This window comes from Vibrio kyushuensis (assembly GCF_050337325.1).
Classification (GTDB): Bacteria; Pseudomonadota; Gammaproteobacteria; order Enterobacterales; family Vibrionaceae; genus Vibrio; species Vibrio kyushuensis.
This window is the reverse complement of record NZ_JAKJSV010000005.1, coordinates 410,442-429,648: the sequence shown is the minus strand read 5'-3', so window position 1 is coordinate 429,648 and position 19,207 is coordinate 410,442. Positions and strand designations below refer to the sequence as shown.

Here is a 19,207-nt window from a genome sequence, read left to right as displayed (position 1 = left end):
TTCAATCTTTATTGAGATAGTATTTTTTTATAAAACGCGCATAATCCTGCTATACAACACTTAAAGAAGAAATTATCTATGACTGATTTTCAATACTATTTTCACCAACTCCCTTGTTTCAACTGTAAAAAAACTACAGTAAACACTGATCTTGGTTGGTTAACTGCTGCGATGAAAGAGGATGTCGTAACGCAATTGGCCGAAGTTATCGCGCAAGGCAACCTTGAGGCAGATCTATCAGTAAACGTAACTTGTACCAAAGACGAAGCGCGAGATTACTTATTGCTGAATTTCTACGGTTATTCAGATGAAGAACTAGAGAATCAAATTGAAGCGGAAGATGAGAAAGAAGTAGCAGATGAAATAGCAGAACTGCTGGAAGAAGGTAACGATACGGTAGTATTTGAACATGAAATCGCACTACAAAGTTGTACTGATTGCGGTGTTGATGAAGAGTAGAACAAGCGAAATCATCAAAATTTAACATGTCATCAGACCTAACATGATGTTCATTTTGTTTAAGGCGTTAGAAGATATTAATCTAACGCCTTTTTCGTTTATGGGGTTTGCAGTAGAGAGTTTACAGGTTACTTCAAGTTGGATTAATTAATGTATTCCTGTACTAGCTTGCCCAACCTTCGCGCTTAACACGTAACGGTTTTACGAATACGATAATTCTCGTACCAGTAGCCTAATGTATATGTGACGATCGTAATATCGGTTATCGCAAAAGGGATAAAGCTCGTATTTAAGTGTGCTGTTTCTGGATTAAAGAAATTCGAAGTAAACAAATAAACCATAAATAACTTCTCTAGAAATGAATATAGAATGACAGGTTCTCTCCAACGTCGCACATAGGCAGAGGCCGCGATGAAGAACCCCATCAATCCAACCATTATTCCCCAGTGCCTAAATAGGAAAACATAGTTTGAGTCATAGGGGAGGTTATTCATCTCTTTTAATGCAGATTCTGGATTGAGAGCGTAGATCCCTGCATACATGGTGATTAGACCACCAATGACGAGAAATGGTTTGAGAAAACGATTAAAGAACATAGCTGTACACCTATTTAGGTTTGACTAGTTAAGTGCCAAAATGTTGATTTCAACACGGCGGTTACACGCACGTCCCTGTTGAGAATTATTGTCACAAATTGGGAATCTTTCACCGAATCCATGAGTAGAAACACGGCCAGAGGACACTTTTTGATTCACCAAGTAATCACCTACAGATTCAGCTCTAAGCTCAGATAACTTTTGATTGCTTGAATCGCTCCCTGAATTATCTGTGTGACCTTTTACTTCCAAGCGAGTCTCTGGGTACTCTCCGACAATTAGAGCCACACTGTTTAACGTTGGGTAAACGTCTGAAGATAGATAGTAAGACCCCGAATCAAATCCAATCCCGTTCTCCATAATAAGCTGAAGTTCGTTCTCACTAATACGTTTAACTTGAACGCCTGAATTCACTAATTGTTGACGAAGCGCCTGCTCTTGTTTATCCATATAATATCCAGCGCTTCCCCCAACCACACCACCCAACGCTGCACCACGGAGCGCTCTCTTTTTTCGTTCATCGGAGTTATCACCTGTTGCGGCGCCAAGGGCTGCCCCAGCAAGTACGCCAATCATTGCGCCTTTGGTCGCAGAATTTGTTTCCGCTTCTCCGGTGGTTGAATTTTGCCTTTGTGTTGCTTGACACCCGGTGATCATAGTAATTAACGAAAGAGCTAGAATTGATTTTTTCATCGTGATGTATTCTCGATTATGTCTAATGCTTTGCTCCGGTATCTTTAGGTGAGAGCAAAGACTTATTAAAGAAGTTCAGGAGATAGACTAAAAATAAACACCACAAAATTCATCGGTAAATCTACTGCATGGGTATTAACACTGAATAATATTCGGAGCCAGTTCATCCAGTTTGTGTTGTATGGATTTCTTAATTAATTCACTGCTGTATTGATATAAAGGATGGTTGTGATTTCGTTCAAGGTAGTACATTGCATGGCTGATGTTTTCGGGCAGAAGTTTACTTAACCATCTCGGCTTTAAGCACTGAATTGATTCAGAACACATTGATGCGGCAAGTGTTTCGGTAACGGCGAGAATATCAGAGTGCTCAGCAAGACAACTCAGCACCGACATGCTCGCGGAACGATATTGGAAGTCGAATTTTCCAGGATACTGCCTTTCTAGTATTGCATTAAAGTCGGTCAGCCCTGGAACTAAAATGCCTCCAGTCGGGTAGGTGGAAAATTCAGACTGAGTGAAACCTGAAGCCTCCCAAGGATGATTATTTCGAGCAATTACGATCGGTTCGCTAGTCGTTAGTGCCACGGAACGAATAGATTTAGGTGTCTCTATTGGGTAGAAATTTAGCCCAATGTGGACCTCACCATTTTGAATAGCTTCAAAGGTTTTGTCGTTCCAAGTGGTGATATTAAGTTTTGCATTAGGAAACATATCGAAGACCACAGAACTGGTTAACTCCGTCGCGATGGCCTCTAAAAACACACTTGAAACGGCAATGGTGAGCTCACCATCAAATTGATGAGGCTCAGCGAAGATATGTGACGATAGACGATTGTCTAACAGTTCAATATGTTCATTCAGACCATGACCAATTTCATCGGCGCGATGGGTGGCGTGAAGCTCATTACCTGATAAATAGAACAGTTTATCGTTAGTGAACTCTCGTAACTTTGCCAGTGTTTGACTTACCGCCGATTGCGTTATACCCAGTGTGTTTGCTGCTTTTTTTGTACTTCTATGAATATAGATGGCATTAAAAGTTCTTAGGTAATTTAAATTTAACTGTTGATTGTATTTTCGGTACATATTAACTACGACCCCGTATTAATTAGCGACACTATTTTCCTGTTAATAAGTGAATTAGCATTACTAATATTTCGAATAAGTAGAGTATGAAACTCAGTTTATTTAGAGTGCTTGCCACAACAAATGAGTAATAATTAAAGGCATAGCAATGAATAAATTAAACGCACTAATGACTACCTTAGCCATGGTATCGGTCGGGGTGTCGACGTCTTCCTTTGCGGGTGATAATAATGAAGGACAGGAATATCATGATGCAGATCCGAGAAACAGTTCGTTAAGGGCTGCGGTTTTTTCTGATGATCAAGGAGAGTTAAAGCTGCTTGCAGGAGGAGGTGCCGGTGGGCTAACCAGTGATATTTCACAAACCGTGGGCTTTGCGGAATATTATACTCAGACAAATAATGCAAGGTTTCGAGCGGCGCACTTTGATAGTTTCGGGGGAGTGTATTTGGATGTATATCACCTAGATGATGCCGCAGGCATGTATACGACGGGTTATATGCTCCCCTTATCAAATGATGATGGTACGTTGTTCTTTCCTTCACTGAATTACACCTATGTAGATTTTAAAACCAATGAACTTGCAGATTTGGCTAACGGCATAGCGGGCTCTCCTTTACCTGCTATTACATCAAGCCAGGTATCTATGGCGCTTGGCGGTGAAGAGGCGCATTTAGGTTCTGTAAATTTATATGCGCTTCACCCTTGGAATGACACGCATTTTTCGGTATACAATGTAAATCTAGGATCTTCCTATGGTGGCGTTAACATGAATGTTGCTAATCTCATGTGGCTGCAAGGGATAAAAACCAAAGTAGCAGACAAGACAATTAACATAATGTTTGAATTCAAATATGACTATATCCAACTAGAAAATACCGTTATGGGTAATATTGATTCTGAAGAAGTCACCGCATCAGTTGGCATCGATTACCGTTTCTAAATAAGGGCACGGATAACGTGCCCAAATCGATAATTAAAACGTAAAGTTTGCCCCAATAAAGTGGATACTACCTTCAAACGAGCCATGAATTTCCGTGTATGACGCGGTTCGTTCTATTTCTACCGACCCCAAATCTGCATACTCATAGAAGAGATCGATACGAGTGGTATTCCAGTAAGTGCTCGCACCTAGAGAGTAGCGATACTGCTCTCCGACGGGAAGGTCGACCCATTGTTTGGTTGGGTCATCTTGTGGTGAGGTTTCATACGAAAATCCAGCCTTAAGTGCCCAGTCTGCGTTTAGCTGGTAATCCGCACCAACCGCAACTTTCCAAACATCGTCCCAATCTCGGTTGATCGCAAGGGATGGATCTATTCGGTTTAACGGATCGTTATAAACTGGAGTTTCTGAGAACTCGCTCCATTGATGAAATTGGATTGATGACAGTAGGTCCAGCTTTGTTGTTAATTCATAACGACCACTTAAGTCGATGATTGCCGGTATGACGAGCTCAGTTCCAACTATCGTTTCTCTTCCATTAATTAGCTCTCCACCGGACGTTAATGTCGCCGTAATATCGTCAAAGTCGTGAATTAACTTGGAGCGGTAGCTTAACCCCAATGACCACTGCTCAGCTTGGTACATTGCGCCCATGTTATAGCCAAACGCCCAGTCTGTTGCCATGTCAGATTCAAAGCCAGTCGTACTTACTTCCAGAATCCCATAATTGACCTGTGCTCCAAGACCAATCGACCAATTATCGTCAATTTGATAACTCAGGTTCGGGTTAATCTGTAGCGCTGACATGAAGGCTTTATCAAGATGATTTGCACCATCCCAGTTGTCACCATATTCGATGGATGACCCGCCTACAGCGCCAAAGTTAACACCAATGTGGATGTCTTCATTGAGCTGACGTACGTGGAAGATCCCCAGAGAAGGCATGATGGTTTCAGCATTAGCGTTACCATTATAGCTGCCTATATCATCATAGTCGGTGTAGTCCATCTGCAAATACAGAGCCATGGTGTTGATTGTTGTTTTACTCTCGCCCATATGGCTCATAGTGGCAGGGTTTGTCCAGCTTGCTGTGGCTGTTTCAGTATAAACACCGTCGCCAGCTCCGCCTGTACCAGCGTTGGCCGTTACGGCTTCTTGAAGTAATAAGCCACTAGCATTCGCGAAAGACGAGCAAATTAACAGAGTTAGAATTGATTTTTTCATAATGTTCACTTAAGTAAAAACGAATGAGTACGTTCACTCATCACGATTAATGTGTTTTAGAGAGAAAAGGGGGAAACCTAGCCACCAGTTATGGGCAGGACCGTCCTTGGTCCGACTAGGTTTCAAATGGTGTTAATTATTGGCATCAAATCATTTGGCTAACGAGGTAAACAAAAACCGATAGAAATAGACACTGACTTTTTCTTCTGTGGGTGATATCAACAAAGTCACAGATTTGATGGAATAGATTCATATGCTTATCTACATGCTGTATAAGAAATAGATCTGAGCTTTCATACGAATAATGATGCCTCGAATGACGTTCAAGAAGTTCAAAAATGGAATCGGCTTTTCAGCATTAACCCAAGCTAGACCAACAGCACCGACAGGAATGTCGTAACCGTCAGGCTCCGTTATACGTAAACGTACAAAGTGGTGCTTATTTTTGACGTTCTTACCTGTCGTGGCGCGAACATTGGTCTCTTTGGCTAGCAGTGAACCTTGAGATTCACCTGTCGCTTCAACAATACCTTCGACTTGTGCTGAGAAAACCTTGCCCGGATAAATCGCTGTGGAGAACTCAGCCTCTTGGCCGACTTTGATGTTACGAAATGCTTGGTGATTAATTCGCATCAACACGAATTTTTCATTACTAAACATCTTAAGGCGTGGCATTGCTCCAACATATTGACCTTCACGAGCCATAAAGTTCGTAACATAGCCATCGGTAGGGGCGAAGACCTTAGTTTGAGATAAATCCCATTCAGCTTGTTCAAGTGATGCTTGTTTGTTTTTGAAATCTGCTTCTTTGCTCATTACGGTTAGCTGTGATTTCGCCATCAGATTTTTGTTTTTTTCCGATGTAATCAGTGCTTTATCATATTGAGATTCTAAAATTGAAATCTGGCTCTTAGCCATAGCAATCACGGTTCTTTGTTGATCTAGGTTACTCTCAGTAACAGTATTTTTTACCTTCGAGTTTTGATCGACAAAGCGCTTAAGCGTGCGTTGTTTTAATGTCAGATCATATTTTGCTGCAGTAATTTGATTGTTAATAATATCGATATCTTCAAGAGAAGACTGGAAATTAGTAGTGGCTATATTGATGTCTTGTACGGCTGATTTATAGGCAGTCTGTGCAATAGTGACTTGAGCGACGGCTTTATCAACAGCAATGACATAGGAATCGTTGGTGAGTTCATACACCAATTGGCCACTGGTTATCTCTTGGTTTGGTGAGATATGAAGCTTTTCAATGTTTCCGGTTACTCGTGTTGAGCCTGGACGAAGCTGAATATGCGGAGATTGAACTACGGAGCCGCCAGAGAGATCCATTGGCGCCCAAGTGATTAGTCCGACCCAAACAAACATTAACCAGGCTGTACCACCGCCATAGGCAAATGTTTTAAATGGCGTTCCCCAAGGGATACCGACTAAGCGGAGAAGATATATAAATAGAGCCCAAACAGCTAAACCTTCTAACATGGTTATTCTCCTACACTTTCTGTTTGATTAGGTGAGGCATCGTGCCAAATATGACGAACACGACGGATGCTTTGCTCGACATCTACAAAAGCAATGATGACTGCGACAACCCATACCCAGTGCCAAATGAATCCAATCCAGGTGAGTATCGTGACTAGACCAATTTGTCCGTGTTTCATTTTATCGGCATGATGAATAGGCAATTCATGAAACTTCCAAAATGCATAAAGGGCACCTAAAACAGTACCAATGAGTACAATCCCTGCAACAACGTGTAATCCAGTGTCGAATCCAGTTTCGACAAAAGGCATGCTAATTAAACTCATAAAGCTTCCTAAAGTGGTGTAAAAAAGAGTGAGCTAGAGTCGTTACTTAATCGGTAACGTGTAACGAAATGTTACGTGTGGCGAGCGGAGAACGAATCAGTAAATTTACTGCTCTGAATGAGAAGCGTACTGAACATTGATCTGACGGGGTATTTTCTGCTTGTTCGTATGGGGCTTATGACAAGTACGCATCGATGTTACGCATTATTTGGCCTCTCTTAGATTAACTGAACTTAGATTAACCGTACTTGGTTTGACAGTGATTGGCCTGAGAATGTTTAGTCTGAGAGTGATTGGCGTAATGCTGTTTAATTTAGCGTTAAATAGCCCTAAAGTGATGTTTGGCGTGCTAATTTGTAACTGGTTTAATCATAACCACCGACCGATTACCGTGTTCAATCGGTCTAACGGTAATATTGGCCACCATTGGGGGAACAGTATTAGATATTCCAGACTTCAAGGTACAGACGGTATTATAGCTTTGATGATCAGTTAGAACTTTTGAAAACCAAAAGCCAACAGAGTCACCTTCAATTACCTGCAGTAAGAAATCCAGAGGCTTTCCTCTAATGTCATAACTGTTACTTTTGCCAAACCATAGCTCAGCAGCGGGGTTGCAATAGGTGACTTTTAAATTCTCATCAGCGGTAATAATAATGTCACTGATGGCGTTCAATAAATCTTGATTGAATTGTAATGTACCCATCAGGTTTAGGTGATTATCTTCAATGTTTTTAGCGAGGCTAGAGAGTTCATCGCGGTAAGGGTACTGGAACGGTTCGGGCTTAGATGAACGGTAATTTGATAGCCACTGGCTCATTTGAACAACAGGCTTACTCACGTGATTTTTTAAGATCAGATAGAAAAATAAAACTAATAGAATGACCACAACAAACTCAAACACAATAATGGTCAGAAGCTCGCTAGTTAGAAGATGCTCAAGTGGACGGTGTACCACCAATTTAAATGGAATTATGTTTTTATTACTATCTATCAACCTAAAGGTGGACTGATTGATACTCCCAACAACTATACTTGTTTCAAGTTGTCCTGTTATTAAAGGTAGTGCGGAGAAAGAGACGGAAGTATCCTTATCAGCGGGCTCTAATTGCAATTTAGTACCAATGATTTTGGAGACATCATCAATCAAAAACTGATCGATTTTTTTAGAAAATGAAATAAAGCCGGTGGCTTGGGATAAATTAGATTCGTTAAAAATGGCCCGAGTAGCGACGACATAGAGTTCACTTTTCTCTACAATAATTTGAAACTTAAGGTCTCCGTAATAACTTAAGTTATTAAAACCATGGACGCGTTTATACACTTCCTGGTTAAAGTCAGGTTGGTGGGTTTGATAGAGTAACTCTTCACTTTTAGAGAAGATTGAAATGGACATAAATCCATAATCTAAGAGATGATCTAACAACGGCGCATAGGTGCTATCACTCTTGTGGTCATTGTTAGCGTGTTTAGCGAGTTCACTCCAGTACGAGTAATCTAAAGTAAACTGAATACTAGTGTCGTACTTTAATGAAATGACATTAATAGCAAGTTCACTTAATTGATGAGTATGCTCTAGTTCTTTATCCGTCGTGATTTTGCTCGCCAATATGGCAGACATAGACGAAAATATCACGCTAATCACTAAGAACAGGCATATAAATATAGCGGTCAATCGAAACTCAATTGATGTATTGAGGCGTGTTACGATTTTAGCCAGCATGCGTGTATTGCTCGATTTGCTTAGCGATTAAAGCCATGTACTGATTCAAGATTTGTAATCCTTTTACAAGCTCATCTAGGTCCATATCGAAGGCATATTCCTCTAGTTGATTTGACAACTCCCCAGAGGACTCCAATCCTAAGTATAAGAAACTCCCTTTTAGTTTATGAAAGGCATCTTTATGTTGTTGCTTCGTCTTATGAGCATCTTCGGTTGAGCTATGGTCTAAATTGGCTAAGAAAGACATGAGTATATTTTTAGCCATCTCTTCATCATCGCCACATATCTCAATAACATGATCGGGCGAGAATGGTGGCGCAGCCTCGACGAGAGAGACTAGGGCATTAAAAGGTTTGTCACTAAGTGAAAGTTTCGTAGAGTTGGTGACTTGTACTTTTGTTGGTAAGAAGTCATTAACTAAATCATCAAGCTCGTCAACCTCGTACTGTCCTTGTTGCGCTGAAGTATTTGGCGGTTTTGGCATCGAGCTGATGGCTAATGATTTCTCGCTTGGCTTTAAACGGGAATCGACATTTTGTTGATCTTTTTCTTCAATGATAGCTATAGAGTTAACGAGTTTGTGCTCTAAGATATCAATCGGGCATGGTTTAGATAAGTAGTCATCAAACCCAGCATCTAGACACTTTTGGGAAGTGCCACTAACGACATCGGCGGTTAATGCGATCAGATACGGTTTATTTGGTTGTTGGTTAAGTTTTCTGGCGAGAGCGAAGCCGTCCATTATTGGCATGTGACAATCAGACAACACGATATCGTACTGGTTACTTTGGCAAAGTTGATAACCTTCTTGACCATTTATCGCGACGTCGTGACGAATAAGCAATTTATTCAATTGCCCCGAGATAACCTGTCGGTTTAATTCGTTATCTTCTACGAGAAGAATAACAACGTTTGAAAAATCGGAATTTGAAAATAAACCCTTAGTGTTTTTTTCGCTGTTTTCGACAGATTGGTCATCCGTTTTTGTTAGTGTTAATTCCGTTTTAAATTGTGTGCCTACACCTGGAATCGACGCCACTGAAATATCCCCTTTCATGGCATCAATGATCTCTTTGCATATGCTCAAACCAAGCCCAGTGCCGCCGAATTTACGGGTGGTACTGTTTTCTGCTTGTGTGAAAGGACTAAATAAGTTTGGAATCGCATCTTCAGGAATACCAATTCCCGTGTCTTTAACATAGAGCGCTAAGGTATCAGATTGAGATCGGTGCTTGATAAGCGATACCTCGATCGTGACCGTTCCTTTTTCTGTAAATTTAATTGCATTAGACACGAGGTTATTGAGTACTTGCATTAGCCGGGTCGTATCACAAAGGTAATTCGAATGCAGGGCAGGGGATACGATAATATCGATGGAAAGCCCTTTATCACTTGCGGTAATAATGAAATTCTCACGCACTTGGGTCAGTAGTGATTGGATGTTGCAGTTCACCTCTTCAATCGTGAGTTTACCTACTTCCATTTTTGAAAAATCAAGGACATCGTTAAGTAGAGCTAACAAACTGTTTGCGGCTCCGTTTAATGATTTAAGCAGCCCTTTTTGTTCTTTATTCAGTTCGGTAAAAGTAAGCGCTTCTGCCATTCCGAGCACGCCATTCATCGGGGTTCGGATTTCATGACTCATTCTCGCAAGGAAGTCTGATTTAGCGGTGGCAAGTTGTTCGGCTTTATTTCGTTGAACCTCTGCGTTGTGTAAAGCACTCTCTAGCGCAGAAGCAAGTTGCAGTTTGTTGCGTACGCTTCGACGATAGAACATGAAAGCAATAAGCAGTGCAATCGCTCCGACCAGTACATAAATTGTGTATTGTTTAGTGACCCTATCAAGTTCACTAGAGATGTTGATTGAGTTTGCTTGTCTTTTCCAACGATCTTGAGCTTCTGTTTGTAGATCACTTCCTAATGAGAACAACGCATAGTTAAACAGGCTCGTAGTGTTTTGATGTTTTTTCTGTAGACCGATTCTTATTGGCAGATCAAAGTTAAGATTTTCTGCCCTAAGTACCTGAAGGTTGTGAAGCTCTTGTGCTGATACTTGGTAGGAGACATTAAATATATTTCCGACAAAGGCGTCTGTCTTTCCTTCTGACACTGAAAGGATGGCTTCTTGAATACTTGGAAAGATAACCGGAGAAAAATTAATGCTCGATTTTAATATGTTGTTTTCTGCATAACCCTCAACCAATGCGATATCTAAGCCATCCAATTCAGTACTTGAGCTGTAACCTTCTTTACTGGTTATTGCGGCAATGTTATTTCCTATTGATTGAGTAAAAGCGAGAAAAGAGCGCTCTTCAGTCTTAAATAAACCGGGGAAGAAATCGACTTCTTTCTGCGCTAGAGCATTAAAGGCGGTATCGAAATCTTCATAACCAACAGGTTCAAAATTTAGGCCGATCTGTCTAGAGATCTTCTTAATAATATTAACTAAGTAGCCATCAACAAAAAAACCATCAGAGGTAAAATCAGGCTCGCTTCCTTTTACGATGTAAGAGAAAGTTAGGGTAGGAGTTTGCGCTAGTATACTGACATGTTTCGGTGCTAGGTTCTTATCATAGGTGCCGATTAGTAATGAGTAATAGGAGCTACCTTGGCTAAAATATGTATACCAATCGTCTAGTAAGAGAGAGAAGTCGTCATTGATAATAGAGTGATTGATTTTTTTAATCAGAGCGGTGTTATGTTTGCTGGTTATTGCTGAAATTTTTATTCCCGGATCGACTTCATTACTAAGCACGAATTTTTCCAATAAACCAATACGTTCTAGCTCAGTTTTTATCTCATCAGTTTTGATTGTATAAAGGTAGTCGACATTATTGAGAACTCGGCTGATATCTTTGATGTTATAGCTGTGCATAACAACATCGTTATGGCGATCAAAATAGGAAGGAAGTACATTAGGTGGTAGGTTTAGCGCGATTTTACCATTAGTTTCGCCGCTAAGGTTCTCGTAGAGAGCTCCAACTAAACTAATGTAGGGTAAACTGACAAGAAACTTGCTCGAAGACACCGACGAACTGGTTGCTGTGGTGATAAAGTCTATCTCTCCACGTTGTAATTGTTTGCTTAACTCTAGAAATGTACCTTCAACAATTATTGGCTGATAGTTATTCTTATACGCCCATTGTGTCCAGTAGTTAAGTATAAAACCGAGTACCTCTTCTTTATCTGGAACCTCTCCGGATAAAACTTCTGGTACACCTATTGTTATAGTAGGGTTGCTCTCTTTACTCTCTGATGCAAAAGCTAGAGAGCTAAAGAGAAAAATACACAGAGATAAAATCAATCCATTACGCATGAGATACACTTTCTATTAGTTAATAGTAATAGTCTTGACCTGCCATATCATTTGGTCTCTAAAATACTGGTTTGTTGTAATAGGGTACTTTGATACATCGAAGAGCAACCAGTAAGGACCTCTTTTTTCAGGCAAAGGTTGAAAATTTACTTTATTTACGAGTATAGCTTCGTGCAGAACAAGCATTCGATATTTAACCGCGATTTGGTAGCCATTTTTTGCCTGTAAAGTGAGACTAGAGATTTCATTCGAATCATATGCAGTTATGAGATTTTCCATCCGAACACCTGAGTAAGTCTTGGTTTCATTATGCCACGGGAGCCAAGTTGTTAATTGGCTCGTGGGCAACGACGAAAAATCTTGCTCTGTAATACTGTAGACGTGACCGCTTGAGTCAATGATCTCCAGTGTCGTTGCGTAGACATGACTGACACTAAATAAAGCCAAAATTAATAGTTTCGACATGTTCATTCCCTAACAATTGCCTATCTTGTCATCATAAAACGCTAACTAAACATACTAAACAGTATATTTACCGTATTTATCATTTTAAATTGGCGTACTATCATAAACATAGGTAAATCTTAAGGGGTTTGATAGTGCAGGCATCACCATTTTTACTTCAGTCGCTCAAAACATTAGTGATCGATGACAGCTCAATGTATCGTGCCTCGGCGCGTGAAATGCTAATTAAATTGGGTTTTAGTACCTCTAACATCATTTTTGCTAATGATGGGAAACAGGCGGTTTCAGTATGTCGAGAACTATCGTTTGATTTAGTCTTATGTGACTACAACCTTGGTATTGCGCCTGATGGCTACGACTTGTTAGATCAGCTTAAAGATGAAGATTTGCTGCCTCCAAGTTGTGTGTTGGTCATCATCACTGGTGATGGAAGTTCAGAGGTTGTTAAAGGGTTCTCTGAATTGGAGCCCGATGGCTATCTACTAAAACCCATTAGCTTCGATATATTGAAAGATCGATTGCCCAAGCTTATTGATAAGAAACTTAAATTACGAAAACCTCTTGAATTAGTCAATGCTGATAAATTTGATGAGGCGATTGAAGAAGCTGATGCACTTGCGTTTGCGGGGGGAGAGGTTGGTTTTAATGCGCAGTTACTGAAAGTTAAAGCGCTTATGCTAAAAGGGGAGTTACATCTCGCTAGAAATTTGTTGGTCTCTTTAAAGAACCCAAGCAAGCCTTCCGCTATGCAGCTTGAACTCGCTAACCTAGCATTGCAGCAACGTAATTACCCTTTATGTGAATATTTACTCGAGTCATTCTCAAGCTCAAAAATAGCTAAGCCATTAGATTTAAGAGCGAAACTTGCCTTTGTTAAGGGTGAATATACTCAAAGCGTTGAGTATCTAGAACAAGCCATTTCAACGTCGCCTAAATCGATCACAAGATACAGTTTACTGACGTATTGTTATGTGGCTCAGTTTGATCTTAATGAAGCTATCACCGCACAAAAAAAACTCATCAATCGCGCAAAGGGGTCGTTTCGATTTGATATTGAGATGATTCAACTAGGGGCTTCTTTGTACTTAGACTTCTGCTCATTGTCCCAAGAATCATCAAATATAACTCAATTGAAAGATTTCCCTACTTGGCTAGGTGAGTGGCGGGATAACTTCCCTCGAATATCGTATCAATATTTCGAATTACTCAGTGTTGCAAGAGCACATCTCATTCAAAGTAACATCCATAAAGCGACGGTCGTTTACCAAAAGTACAAGATGTTGCTAGAACAAAGAGACGAGCCTATTTCTTTAATGGAGCAAATTGAGAGCGTTAAGATATCGATGCTGTTACGCAATTCTGAGCAGTTTGATGCGGAATACGAGAAGCTAAAAATTACGCTGAATAGAGATAAGGATACTAATATATGTTCAGCGGCTCTGCTGCTCTATATAGCCAAGTGGGTTGCCCAGATGAGTTCCTTGTTAAGTGAATACGATAGCAAGATAGCGCTAAGTCAACAGCACTTTGCTGCAAGTGAATACGAAGATGCGGTATTACGCTCTATCGAAGCAATGGCGGTAAGCCCGGTTGGTAATGCTGATGGGAGCATTCATACATTACGCTGTCTTTCTAAAGCTTGGCCTGTCGGCAAGTCAAAAAAAGAGATGTTGGCCATATTTAATGCCAATAGAGATGCCGTCATTGGTTGCGATTTCGCCCAAACGACTGAATATGAAAATTTAATGAAAAAGATGCTGAGCCAATTTAGTTTATAACTCGCATTGTTCGTAAATGTAGTTAAGCCCATAAATACGGTGTATTTGCTTGTCACTTTATCGAAAAGTTAAACCCAGAGGACGTACATGAGTAATCTAAGTTATGTCTTAGTGATTGAAGATGACCCATTCCAGCAGGCGGTCATTGAATCTATGATTCAAAAGTGCCAAGTAATGACCGTCAAGAGCGTGTCTAACGGTTTTCTTGCGTTACAGAAGATAAAGGCCGAGATACCTCGGTTAGTCATTTGTGACCTTCACATGCCGGTGATGGATGGCGTTGATTTTTTATATGAACTGTCAAAAGAATCGGAAACACCACCTGTATGTATCCTCTCGAGTGTTGACGTTGAAATACAGCGCTCGGTGGTAGAAATGGCGAATAAATATGGCATTGAAAACGTTATATCAATCAATAAACCGTTATCAATAGATAAAATTGAAAACGCGTTATCTCTTATCGAAAGAGGATTAGCCAAATCAAAGTCGAAAGTGGTTAAGTCCCCATTTCAATTCTCTCGTTTAGAGCTTACGTCAGCATTAGAACAAGGTGAGATTCAGCCGTTCTTGCAGCCTCAAGTGGATAGCCATTCACAATCAATAGTCAGTGTTGAAGCATTAGCACGGTGGGATCACCCTAAGCATGGCTTATTGTCTCCATTTCATTTTCTAGATCAAATCTCAGAGCACAATCTAGATTATGTTTTGTTTAAGGGCATCATTTCTCAGTCAATTAGCGCCGCTTCCGCTCTTCGAGATAAAGGTCAATCCCTTAGTGTCTCGGTGAACGCCACGCCTAGTGATTTATTGCAGGATGGGTTTCTAGCTTTTGTACTTGAGCTTCTTAGCAAACATGATTTTCCTGCTCGTTTGCTCACTATAGAAATAACCGAGACGCAAGTGACAAAAGAGGAGGCAAAACTACTTCACATTGTCAGTAAGCTTCGTATCAATGGTATTGAGCTCGCAATTGACGACTTTGGAACGGGCAACTCTTCGCTTAGCCAGCTTATATCAAGTCCATTTACAGAGCTGAAAATTGATTTGAGTTTTGTAAAAGAGATGCTAACCAGTGATAAACATATGGCAGCAGTGAGCTCGTCTATCATGCTAGCAAAAAACTTAAAGCTAAAAACGGTTGCGGAAGGCGTTGAAACAAAAGAGCAGGCGGAGACGCTTTGTCAGTTAGGTTGTGATTTGATGCAAGGGTATTATTACTACAAACCTCTCTCTATAGAAAGCTTACTCAGATGCTTTGACTAATTGTTATGGTGAGTCAGCTTCTTTTGCTATAAAAAGCCAAGAGTGGGTGCTCTTGGCGTTATGTTTAAGCTGGTGTGCGCTCTATTAGTTTAACAAAGAGTTTCCCCAACGCATTCTCCCCAATTAGCCTTTGAACCCAGAACATCAACTTTGAATCTAATGTTGTTTGGTAACTTAGCTTTGGTTTGTTATCTAATCCCGCTTTCAACATGTTGTTTACAGTGGATTTAGGTGATGAACCTGAATTATAAGCATTTTGCAGAAAGTTATGAGATTTACGAACAATGCTGTCATAAGCTTCCAGTTCGGATGTTACTTTCATGTCTGCCAGTTGAATCGCATCAAACTCCGTTTGAACACAGCCAGGTTCAATCGTTGAGATGTGTATACCAAACCCTTGAACTTCTTGAGCAAGCCCTTTGGCCATACCATTTAGCGCATGCTTAGTGGAAGAGTACCAGGCGTTCATACTGGTGGAAACACGACCTGCAATAGAAGTCGTGAAAATGATTCGACCTTGTTTACGTTTTCTCATATGGGGCAAGACTGCTCTCGCGATCCTAGCGGCGCCGTAAACGTTTGTATTGAATTGGCTATGGACTTTTTCTATCGAGGTTTCTTCTACGGGCCCTGCGATAGCGAACCCTGCATTCGCGTACACAATATCGATATGACCAACCTCTTCAATCATGGTCTTAACGAGTTCATTGACTTGTTTTTCATCAGTGACATCGACGCTAAATATGTGGGCTCCATTGGCATCAAGATTAACCATCTTCTCTAGTCGCCGAGCAGCGCAAAACACGGTGTGATTTTTCTCTAATAGGTTAAGGGCCAGATCATTTCCAATTCCCGACGATGCGCCGATGATAAGTATATTTTTTTTAGACATTGTTTGACTCCGAATAATTACGAACCCTCAAATATAAATAAAAGTTCTCGCTACTAATATTCTGTTATTGAAGGAGGGATATTGTCGATATACACACGAGTTAAATAAAATACAGTGTTCAGTGCTGGATCAAAATATAGAGAATTAGAAAGTTTGGATAGAGTAAAATTACCGCATAAATCTGGTTTATGCGGTTAGTCGTGTTAGTGAACGTAGATCAAGAGAGGGAGGGCGTTACGATCTATTCTTCAATACCTAAGCCATTTCTCAAAGCAAACTGAACCAGCTCGGTATGATTTTCTAAATCGAGCAGATCCAGCATACGATACTTATGAGACTCTATCGTTCTAGGGCTAAGGAAAAGCTTTTCTGCACATTGTTTTGCCGTATAGCCTTGTGCAAGTAACGTTAGAACGGAGCATTGCTTTTTCGAAAGCAACAGTAATTTTTCACCTTCATTGGCATTATCAGACTGGTCTTGTTTAAGGTTTCTTGTCATTGTTGAGTGCTGCCAATAACAAAGCCAGATATCGCACAGCAGCTTTAGCCGAGTCATTTGCTTTTCGGTTAATGGCGTTATATCACTGTTAAACTTAGAGAATGATAGTGCTCCCCAGTTTTGTCCAAACAATTCTAGGCGGATAATCCCATGCCAGCGGCCGCCTTCGGAGTGCAGGATCTTAAGTGTGTCGATTTTATGATTCACCATCTCTTCGGCAGTGAAGCTGTGCCAAGGCGCTTTTGAACGAAGCAATTTCATATAATCTTGATAGTTGCCAGGTAGAAACATTTGCTTGTTTAATTCTGGGACACCATCACGGGAAACGGAAACTGTTTTACCGTCGTTAAGTAGAATCATTGAGTTTGGGAAAAGAGTCAGCCGATCGATTTTAAACCAATCCAGAGCGGCTCTAGCAACTTCACGAAAAGTGTCATCAAAGTGCTTGGGTTGGCAGGCGATAAGGGTAGTCGATTGCTGAATGACAAGTTCTTCAAAAGAAATAATATTGCTTTCTTCTATCATCAATCAGTGCCTCATGTTTTAGGTGAATATAATAAGCTAACGTTATTGATGGGTTAGTGTCAATATTATAATAATATTTTGTATGATTTATAAAATCGAATTCAGTAATATAAATATCAAATAATTCCTATGCAGTAATACTACTGATTACCCCTATTAAACATTCATAAATAATAGCTCAGAAATCAAAATCTATTTAACCTAAATCAAAGGTCTTGAGCTATGTTCAAAAAGAAAACCTTCCTACAGTTAGCAATGGGTGCAGCACTCGCATCAACTGCAATGGCAAGTTACGCCACTACCGACACCAGTCGCCCAAATATTCTCGCAATTTGGGGTGATGACATTGGTATTGATAACATCAGTGCTTACACCAGAGGTCAAGCTGGCCACTGGACACCGAATATCGACCGAATCGCGAATGAGGGCGTATTGTTCACTGATTTCTACGGAGAGAACTCGTGTACCGCTGGTCGTTCAGCGTTCATTACCGGTCAACATCCAATGCGTACTGGTCTAACAAAAGTAGGTATGCCGGGCGCAGCTGAAGGTATGCGTCAAGAAGACCCGACCATCGCAACGATGCTTAAAGATAAAGGCTACATGACCGGGCAATTTGGTAAAAACCACCTAGGTGATCGCGACGAGCATTTACCGACTGCGAATGGCTTTGACGAGTTCTTAGGTAGCTTATATCATTTAAATGCGGAAGAAGAGCCAGAGAACCCAGATTACCCGAAAGCGCCTGGATTTAAGGAGCGTTTTGGTCCTCGTGGTGTAATCCATTCATTCGCTGATGGACGTATTGAAGATACAGGCGCTTTGACAATTAAACGTATGGAAACTGTGGATGAAGAGTTCCTTGAAGCTGCGCTTGATTTCATCGACCGTGCTCATAAAGAAGAAAAACCATTCTTTGTATGGTTCAACTCAACACGCATGCACGTATGGACTCACCTAAAAGAAGAGTCTAAAGGGCTATCAAAACGTGGTGGCCTATATGGTGATGGTCTAGTTGAACATGACAACATGGTTGGTCAGCTACTCGATAAACTCGATGAGTTAAAGATCGCAGATAACACGATCGTATCGTACACAACAGATAACGGCGCAGAAAAGTGGTCTTGGCCTGATGGCGCGACATCACGCTACTACGGTGAGAAGAACTCAACGTGGGAAGGTGGATTCCGCGTACCCGCTATGATGCGTTGGCCAAACAAAATACCAGCAGGCAGTGTTGCTAATGAAATAGCCGCGCATAACGATTGGGCACCAACATTTCTTGGCGCTGCTGGAGAAAAAACAATTGTTACTGACCTGAAAAAAGGTAAGAAGCTAAACGGTAAAGAGTACAAAGTTCATTTGGATGGCTTTGATTTGATGCCTGCACTTAAGAAAGGTAACAACACAACCGCTGATAATTCTGTGGAATGGCCTCGTAAAGGTTTTGTTTACGCAGCCGATGATGGTCACATCTCAGCAGTCCGTATGGGCGATTGGAAAGTGATGTTCACAGTGAACGAGTGTCACGGTATTGAAACTTGGCAGTGCCAGTTTGAAGAGCTTCGTTTCCCTTATATCTTCAACTTACGTCAAGACCCGTATGAGATGGCTCATAAAGAAGGCATCGGATACCAACAGTGGCGTGTTGAGCACCTTCCTTACATGTACTTGGGCGCGGCTTATACGTTCCAATTCTTGAAAACATTCCAAGAGTTTCCACCTCGTCAGGTACCGGGTTCATTCTCAATCGATAGAATTGTTGAAAAAATGAACATTTGGCAGAGAGCACAATACCAATAAGTATTTGAACTAAAAATTGGGAAAAGCAATGAAAAGCGGACGTTATGTCCGCTTTTTTATGCCTATCGAAAGCTCTCCAATTCACCAATAAGAAGAAAGGGACAAAGCAGTAATACTACTGATTACCT

16 protein-coding genes are annotated in these 19,207 nt (G+C 40.8%); 5 read left to right on the top strand and 11 right to left on the bottom strand.

The features are described 5' to 3' along the window. Positions 1–78 precede the first annotated feature (78 nt). Positions 79–459, top strand: coding sequence for a hypothetical protein (locus L4D20_RS13540; protein WP_428802122.1), 381 nt, complete (start codon positions 79–81; stop codon positions 457–459). A gap of 185 nt (positions 460–644) precedes the next feature. Here the strand turns inward: L4D20_RS13540 and L4D20_RS13535 are convergent, their stop codons facing one another. The 3 genes from L4D20_RS13535 to L4D20_RS13525 all read right to left on the bottom strand — a co-directional run bounded on the left by L4D20_RS13535 (position 645) and on the right by L4D20_RS13525 (position 2,837). After that, positions 645–1,055, bottom strand: a complete 411-nt coding sequence (locus tag L4D20_RS13535; protein ID WP_428802121.1) for a hypothetical protein — start codon at positions 1,053–1,055, stop codon at positions 645–647. A 24-nt stretch (positions 1,056–1,079) separates the two neighbouring features. Next, on the bottom strand, positions 1,080–1,748 hold the full coding sequence (locus tag L4D20_RS13530; RefSeq protein WP_428802120.1) for a YiaD family glycine zipper/OmpA-like lipoprotein: 669 nt from the start codon (positions 1,746–1,748) through the stop codon (positions 1,080–1,082). 135 nt (positions 1,749–1,883) lie between these two features. Next, positions 1,884–2,837: a LysR family transcriptional regulator gene (locus L4D20_RS13525; RefSeq protein ID WP_428802119.1), complete on the bottom strand. Its 954-nt coding sequence runs from the start codon at positions 2,835–2,837 to the stop codon at positions 1,884–1,886. A 169-nt stretch (positions 2,838–3,006) separates the two neighbouring features. On the opposite strand from L4D20_RS13525, the gene L4D20_RS13520 reads away from it, so the two are divergent. Beyond that, positions 3,007–3,780 carry a hypothetical protein gene (locus tag L4D20_RS13520; protein WP_428802118.1) on the top strand — a complete coding sequence of 258 codons (774 nt, stop codon included), beginning with the start codon at positions 3,007–3,009 and terminating at the stop codon, positions 3,778–3,780. A 33-nt stretch (positions 3,781–3,813) separates the two neighbouring features. Here the strand turns inward: L4D20_RS13520 and L4D20_RS13515 are convergent, their stop codons facing one another. The 6 genes from L4D20_RS13515 to L4D20_RS13490 form a co-directional block, all read right to left on the bottom strand. Beyond that, a complete protein-coding gene (locus tag L4D20_RS13515; RefSeq protein ID WP_428802117.1) occupies positions 3,814–5,004 on the bottom strand; it encodes an OmpP1/FadL family transporter in 1,191 nt (396 codons plus the stop codon). 261 nt (positions 5,005–5,265) lie between these two features. Beyond that, complete coding sequence (locus L4D20_RS13510; RefSeq protein ID WP_428802116.1) at positions 5,266–6,489, bottom strand: HlyD family secretion protein; 1,224 nt, start codon at positions 6,487–6,489, stop codon at positions 5,266–5,268. Between the two features lie 2 nt (positions 6,490–6,491). Beyond that, positions 6,492–6,815: an MFS transporter gene (locus tag L4D20_RS13505; protein WP_428802115.1), complete on the bottom strand. Its 324-nt coding sequence runs from the start codon at positions 6,813–6,815 to the stop codon at positions 6,492–6,494. A gap of 349 nt (positions 6,816–7,164) precedes the next feature. Then, positions 7,165–8,538: a CHASE4 domain-containing protein gene (locus L4D20_RS13500; RefSeq protein WP_428802114.1), complete on the bottom strand. Its 1,374-nt coding sequence runs from the start codon at positions 8,536–8,538 to the stop codon at positions 7,165–7,167. Next, positions 8,528–11,854, bottom strand: a complete 3,327-nt coding sequence (locus tag L4D20_RS13495; RefSeq protein WP_428802113.1) for an ATP-binding protein — start codon at positions 11,852–11,854, stop codon at positions 8,528–8,530. Before L4D20_RS13495 ends, L4D20_RS13500 begins: the two co-directional genes overlap by 11 nt. Before the next feature lie 15 nt (positions 11,855–11,869). Then, positions 11,870–12,319 (bottom strand): hypothetical protein, encoded by a 450-nt coding sequence (locus L4D20_RS13490; RefSeq protein WP_428802112.1) that lies wholly within the window; start codon positions 12,317–12,319, stop codon positions 11,870–11,872. Positions 12,320–12,453: 134 nt separating this feature from the next. Between L4D20_RS13490 and L4D20_RS13485 the strand changes: the two genes are divergently transcribed. Both L4D20_RS13485 and L4D20_RS13480 read left to right on the top strand, forming a co-directional pair. After that, positions 12,454–14,097, top strand: a complete 1,644-nt coding sequence (locus tag L4D20_RS13485; RefSeq protein ID WP_428802111.1) for a response regulator — start codon at positions 12,454–12,456, stop codon at positions 14,095–14,097. Positions 14,098–14,184: 87 nt separating this feature from the next. After that, positions 14,185–15,360, top strand: a complete 1,176-nt coding sequence (locus L4D20_RS13480) for an EAL domain-containing response regulator (RefSeq protein WP_428802110.1) — start codon at positions 14,185–14,187, stop codon at positions 15,358–15,360. A gap of 64 nt (positions 15,361–15,424) precedes the next feature. Here the strand turns inward: L4D20_RS13480 and L4D20_RS13475 are convergent, their stop codons facing one another. Both L4D20_RS13475 and L4D20_RS13470 read right to left on the bottom strand, forming a co-directional pair. After that, positions 15,425–16,252 (bottom strand): SDR family oxidoreductase, encoded by an 828-nt coding sequence (locus L4D20_RS13475; RefSeq protein ID WP_428802109.1) that lies wholly within the window; start codon positions 16,250–16,252, stop codon positions 15,425–15,427. A 241-nt stretch (positions 16,253–16,493) separates the two neighbouring features. Next, positions 16,494–17,273, bottom strand: a complete 780-nt coding sequence (locus L4D20_RS13470) for a response regulator transcription factor (protein ID WP_428802147.1) — start codon at positions 17,271–17,273, stop codon at positions 16,494–16,496. Positions 17,274–17,498: 225 nt separating this feature from the next. Here L4D20_RS13470 and L4D20_RS13465 point away from each other — a divergent pair, with 225 nt between their 5' ends. Then, positions 17,499–19,079: an arylsulfatase gene (locus tag L4D20_RS13465; RefSeq protein WP_428802108.1), complete on the top strand. Its 1,581-nt coding sequence runs from the start codon at positions 17,499–17,501 to the stop codon at positions 19,077–19,079. Positions 19,080–19,207 lie beyond the last annotated feature (128 nt).

Coding starts and splice junctions, on each gene's coding strand:
- L4D20_RS13515 (WP_428802117.1), bottom strand. CDS start 5,004: ATGAAAAAATCAATTCTAACTCTGTTAATTTGCTCGTCTTTCGCGAAT.
- L4D20_RS13525 (WP_428802119.1), bottom strand. CDS start 2,837: ATGTACCGAAAATACAATCAACAGTTAAATTTAAATTACCTAAGAACT.
- L4D20_RS13480 (WP_428802110.1), top strand. CDS start 14,185: ATGAGTAATCTAAGTTATGTCTTAGTGATTGAAGATGACCCATTCCAG.
- L4D20_RS13535 (WP_428802121.1), bottom strand. CDS start 1,055: ATGTTCTTTAATCGTTTTCTCAAACCATTTCTCGTCATTGGTGGTCTA.
- L4D20_RS13540 (WP_428802122.1), top strand. CDS start 79: ATGACTGATTTTCAATACTATTTTCACCAACTCCCTTGTTTCAACTGT.
- L4D20_RS13505 (WP_428802115.1), bottom strand. CDS start 6,815: ATGAGTTTAATTAGCATGCCTTTTGTCGAAACTGGATTCGACACTGGA.
- L4D20_RS13520 (WP_428802118.1), top strand. CDS start 3,007: ATGACTACCTTAGCCATGGTATCGGTCGGGGTGTCGACGTCTTCCTTT.
- L4D20_RS13465 (WP_428802108.1), top strand. CDS start 17,499: ATGTTCAAAAAGAAAACCTTCCTACAGTTAGCAATGGGTGCAGCACTC.
- L4D20_RS13530 (WP_428802120.1), bottom strand. CDS start 1,748: ATGAAAAAATCAATTCTAGCTCTTTCGTTAATTACTATGATCACCGGG.
- L4D20_RS13490 (WP_428802112.1), bottom strand. CDS start 12,319: ATGTCGAAACTATTAATTTTGGCTTTATTTAGTGTCAGTCATGTCTAC.
- L4D20_RS13500 (WP_428802114.1), bottom strand. CDS start 8,538: ATGCTGGCTAAAATCGTAACACGCCTCAATACATCAATTGAGTTTCGA.
- L4D20_RS13475 (WP_428802109.1), bottom strand. CDS start 16,252: ATGTCTAAAAAAAATATACTTATCATCGGCGCATCGTCGGGAATTGGA.
- L4D20_RS13510 (WP_428802116.1), bottom strand. CDS start 6,489: ATGTTAGAAGGTTTAGCTGTTTGGGCTCTATTTATATATCTTCTCCGC.
- L4D20_RS13495 (WP_428802113.1), bottom strand. CDS start 11,854: ATGCGTAATGGATTGATTTTATCTCTGTGTATTTTTCTCTTTAGCTCT.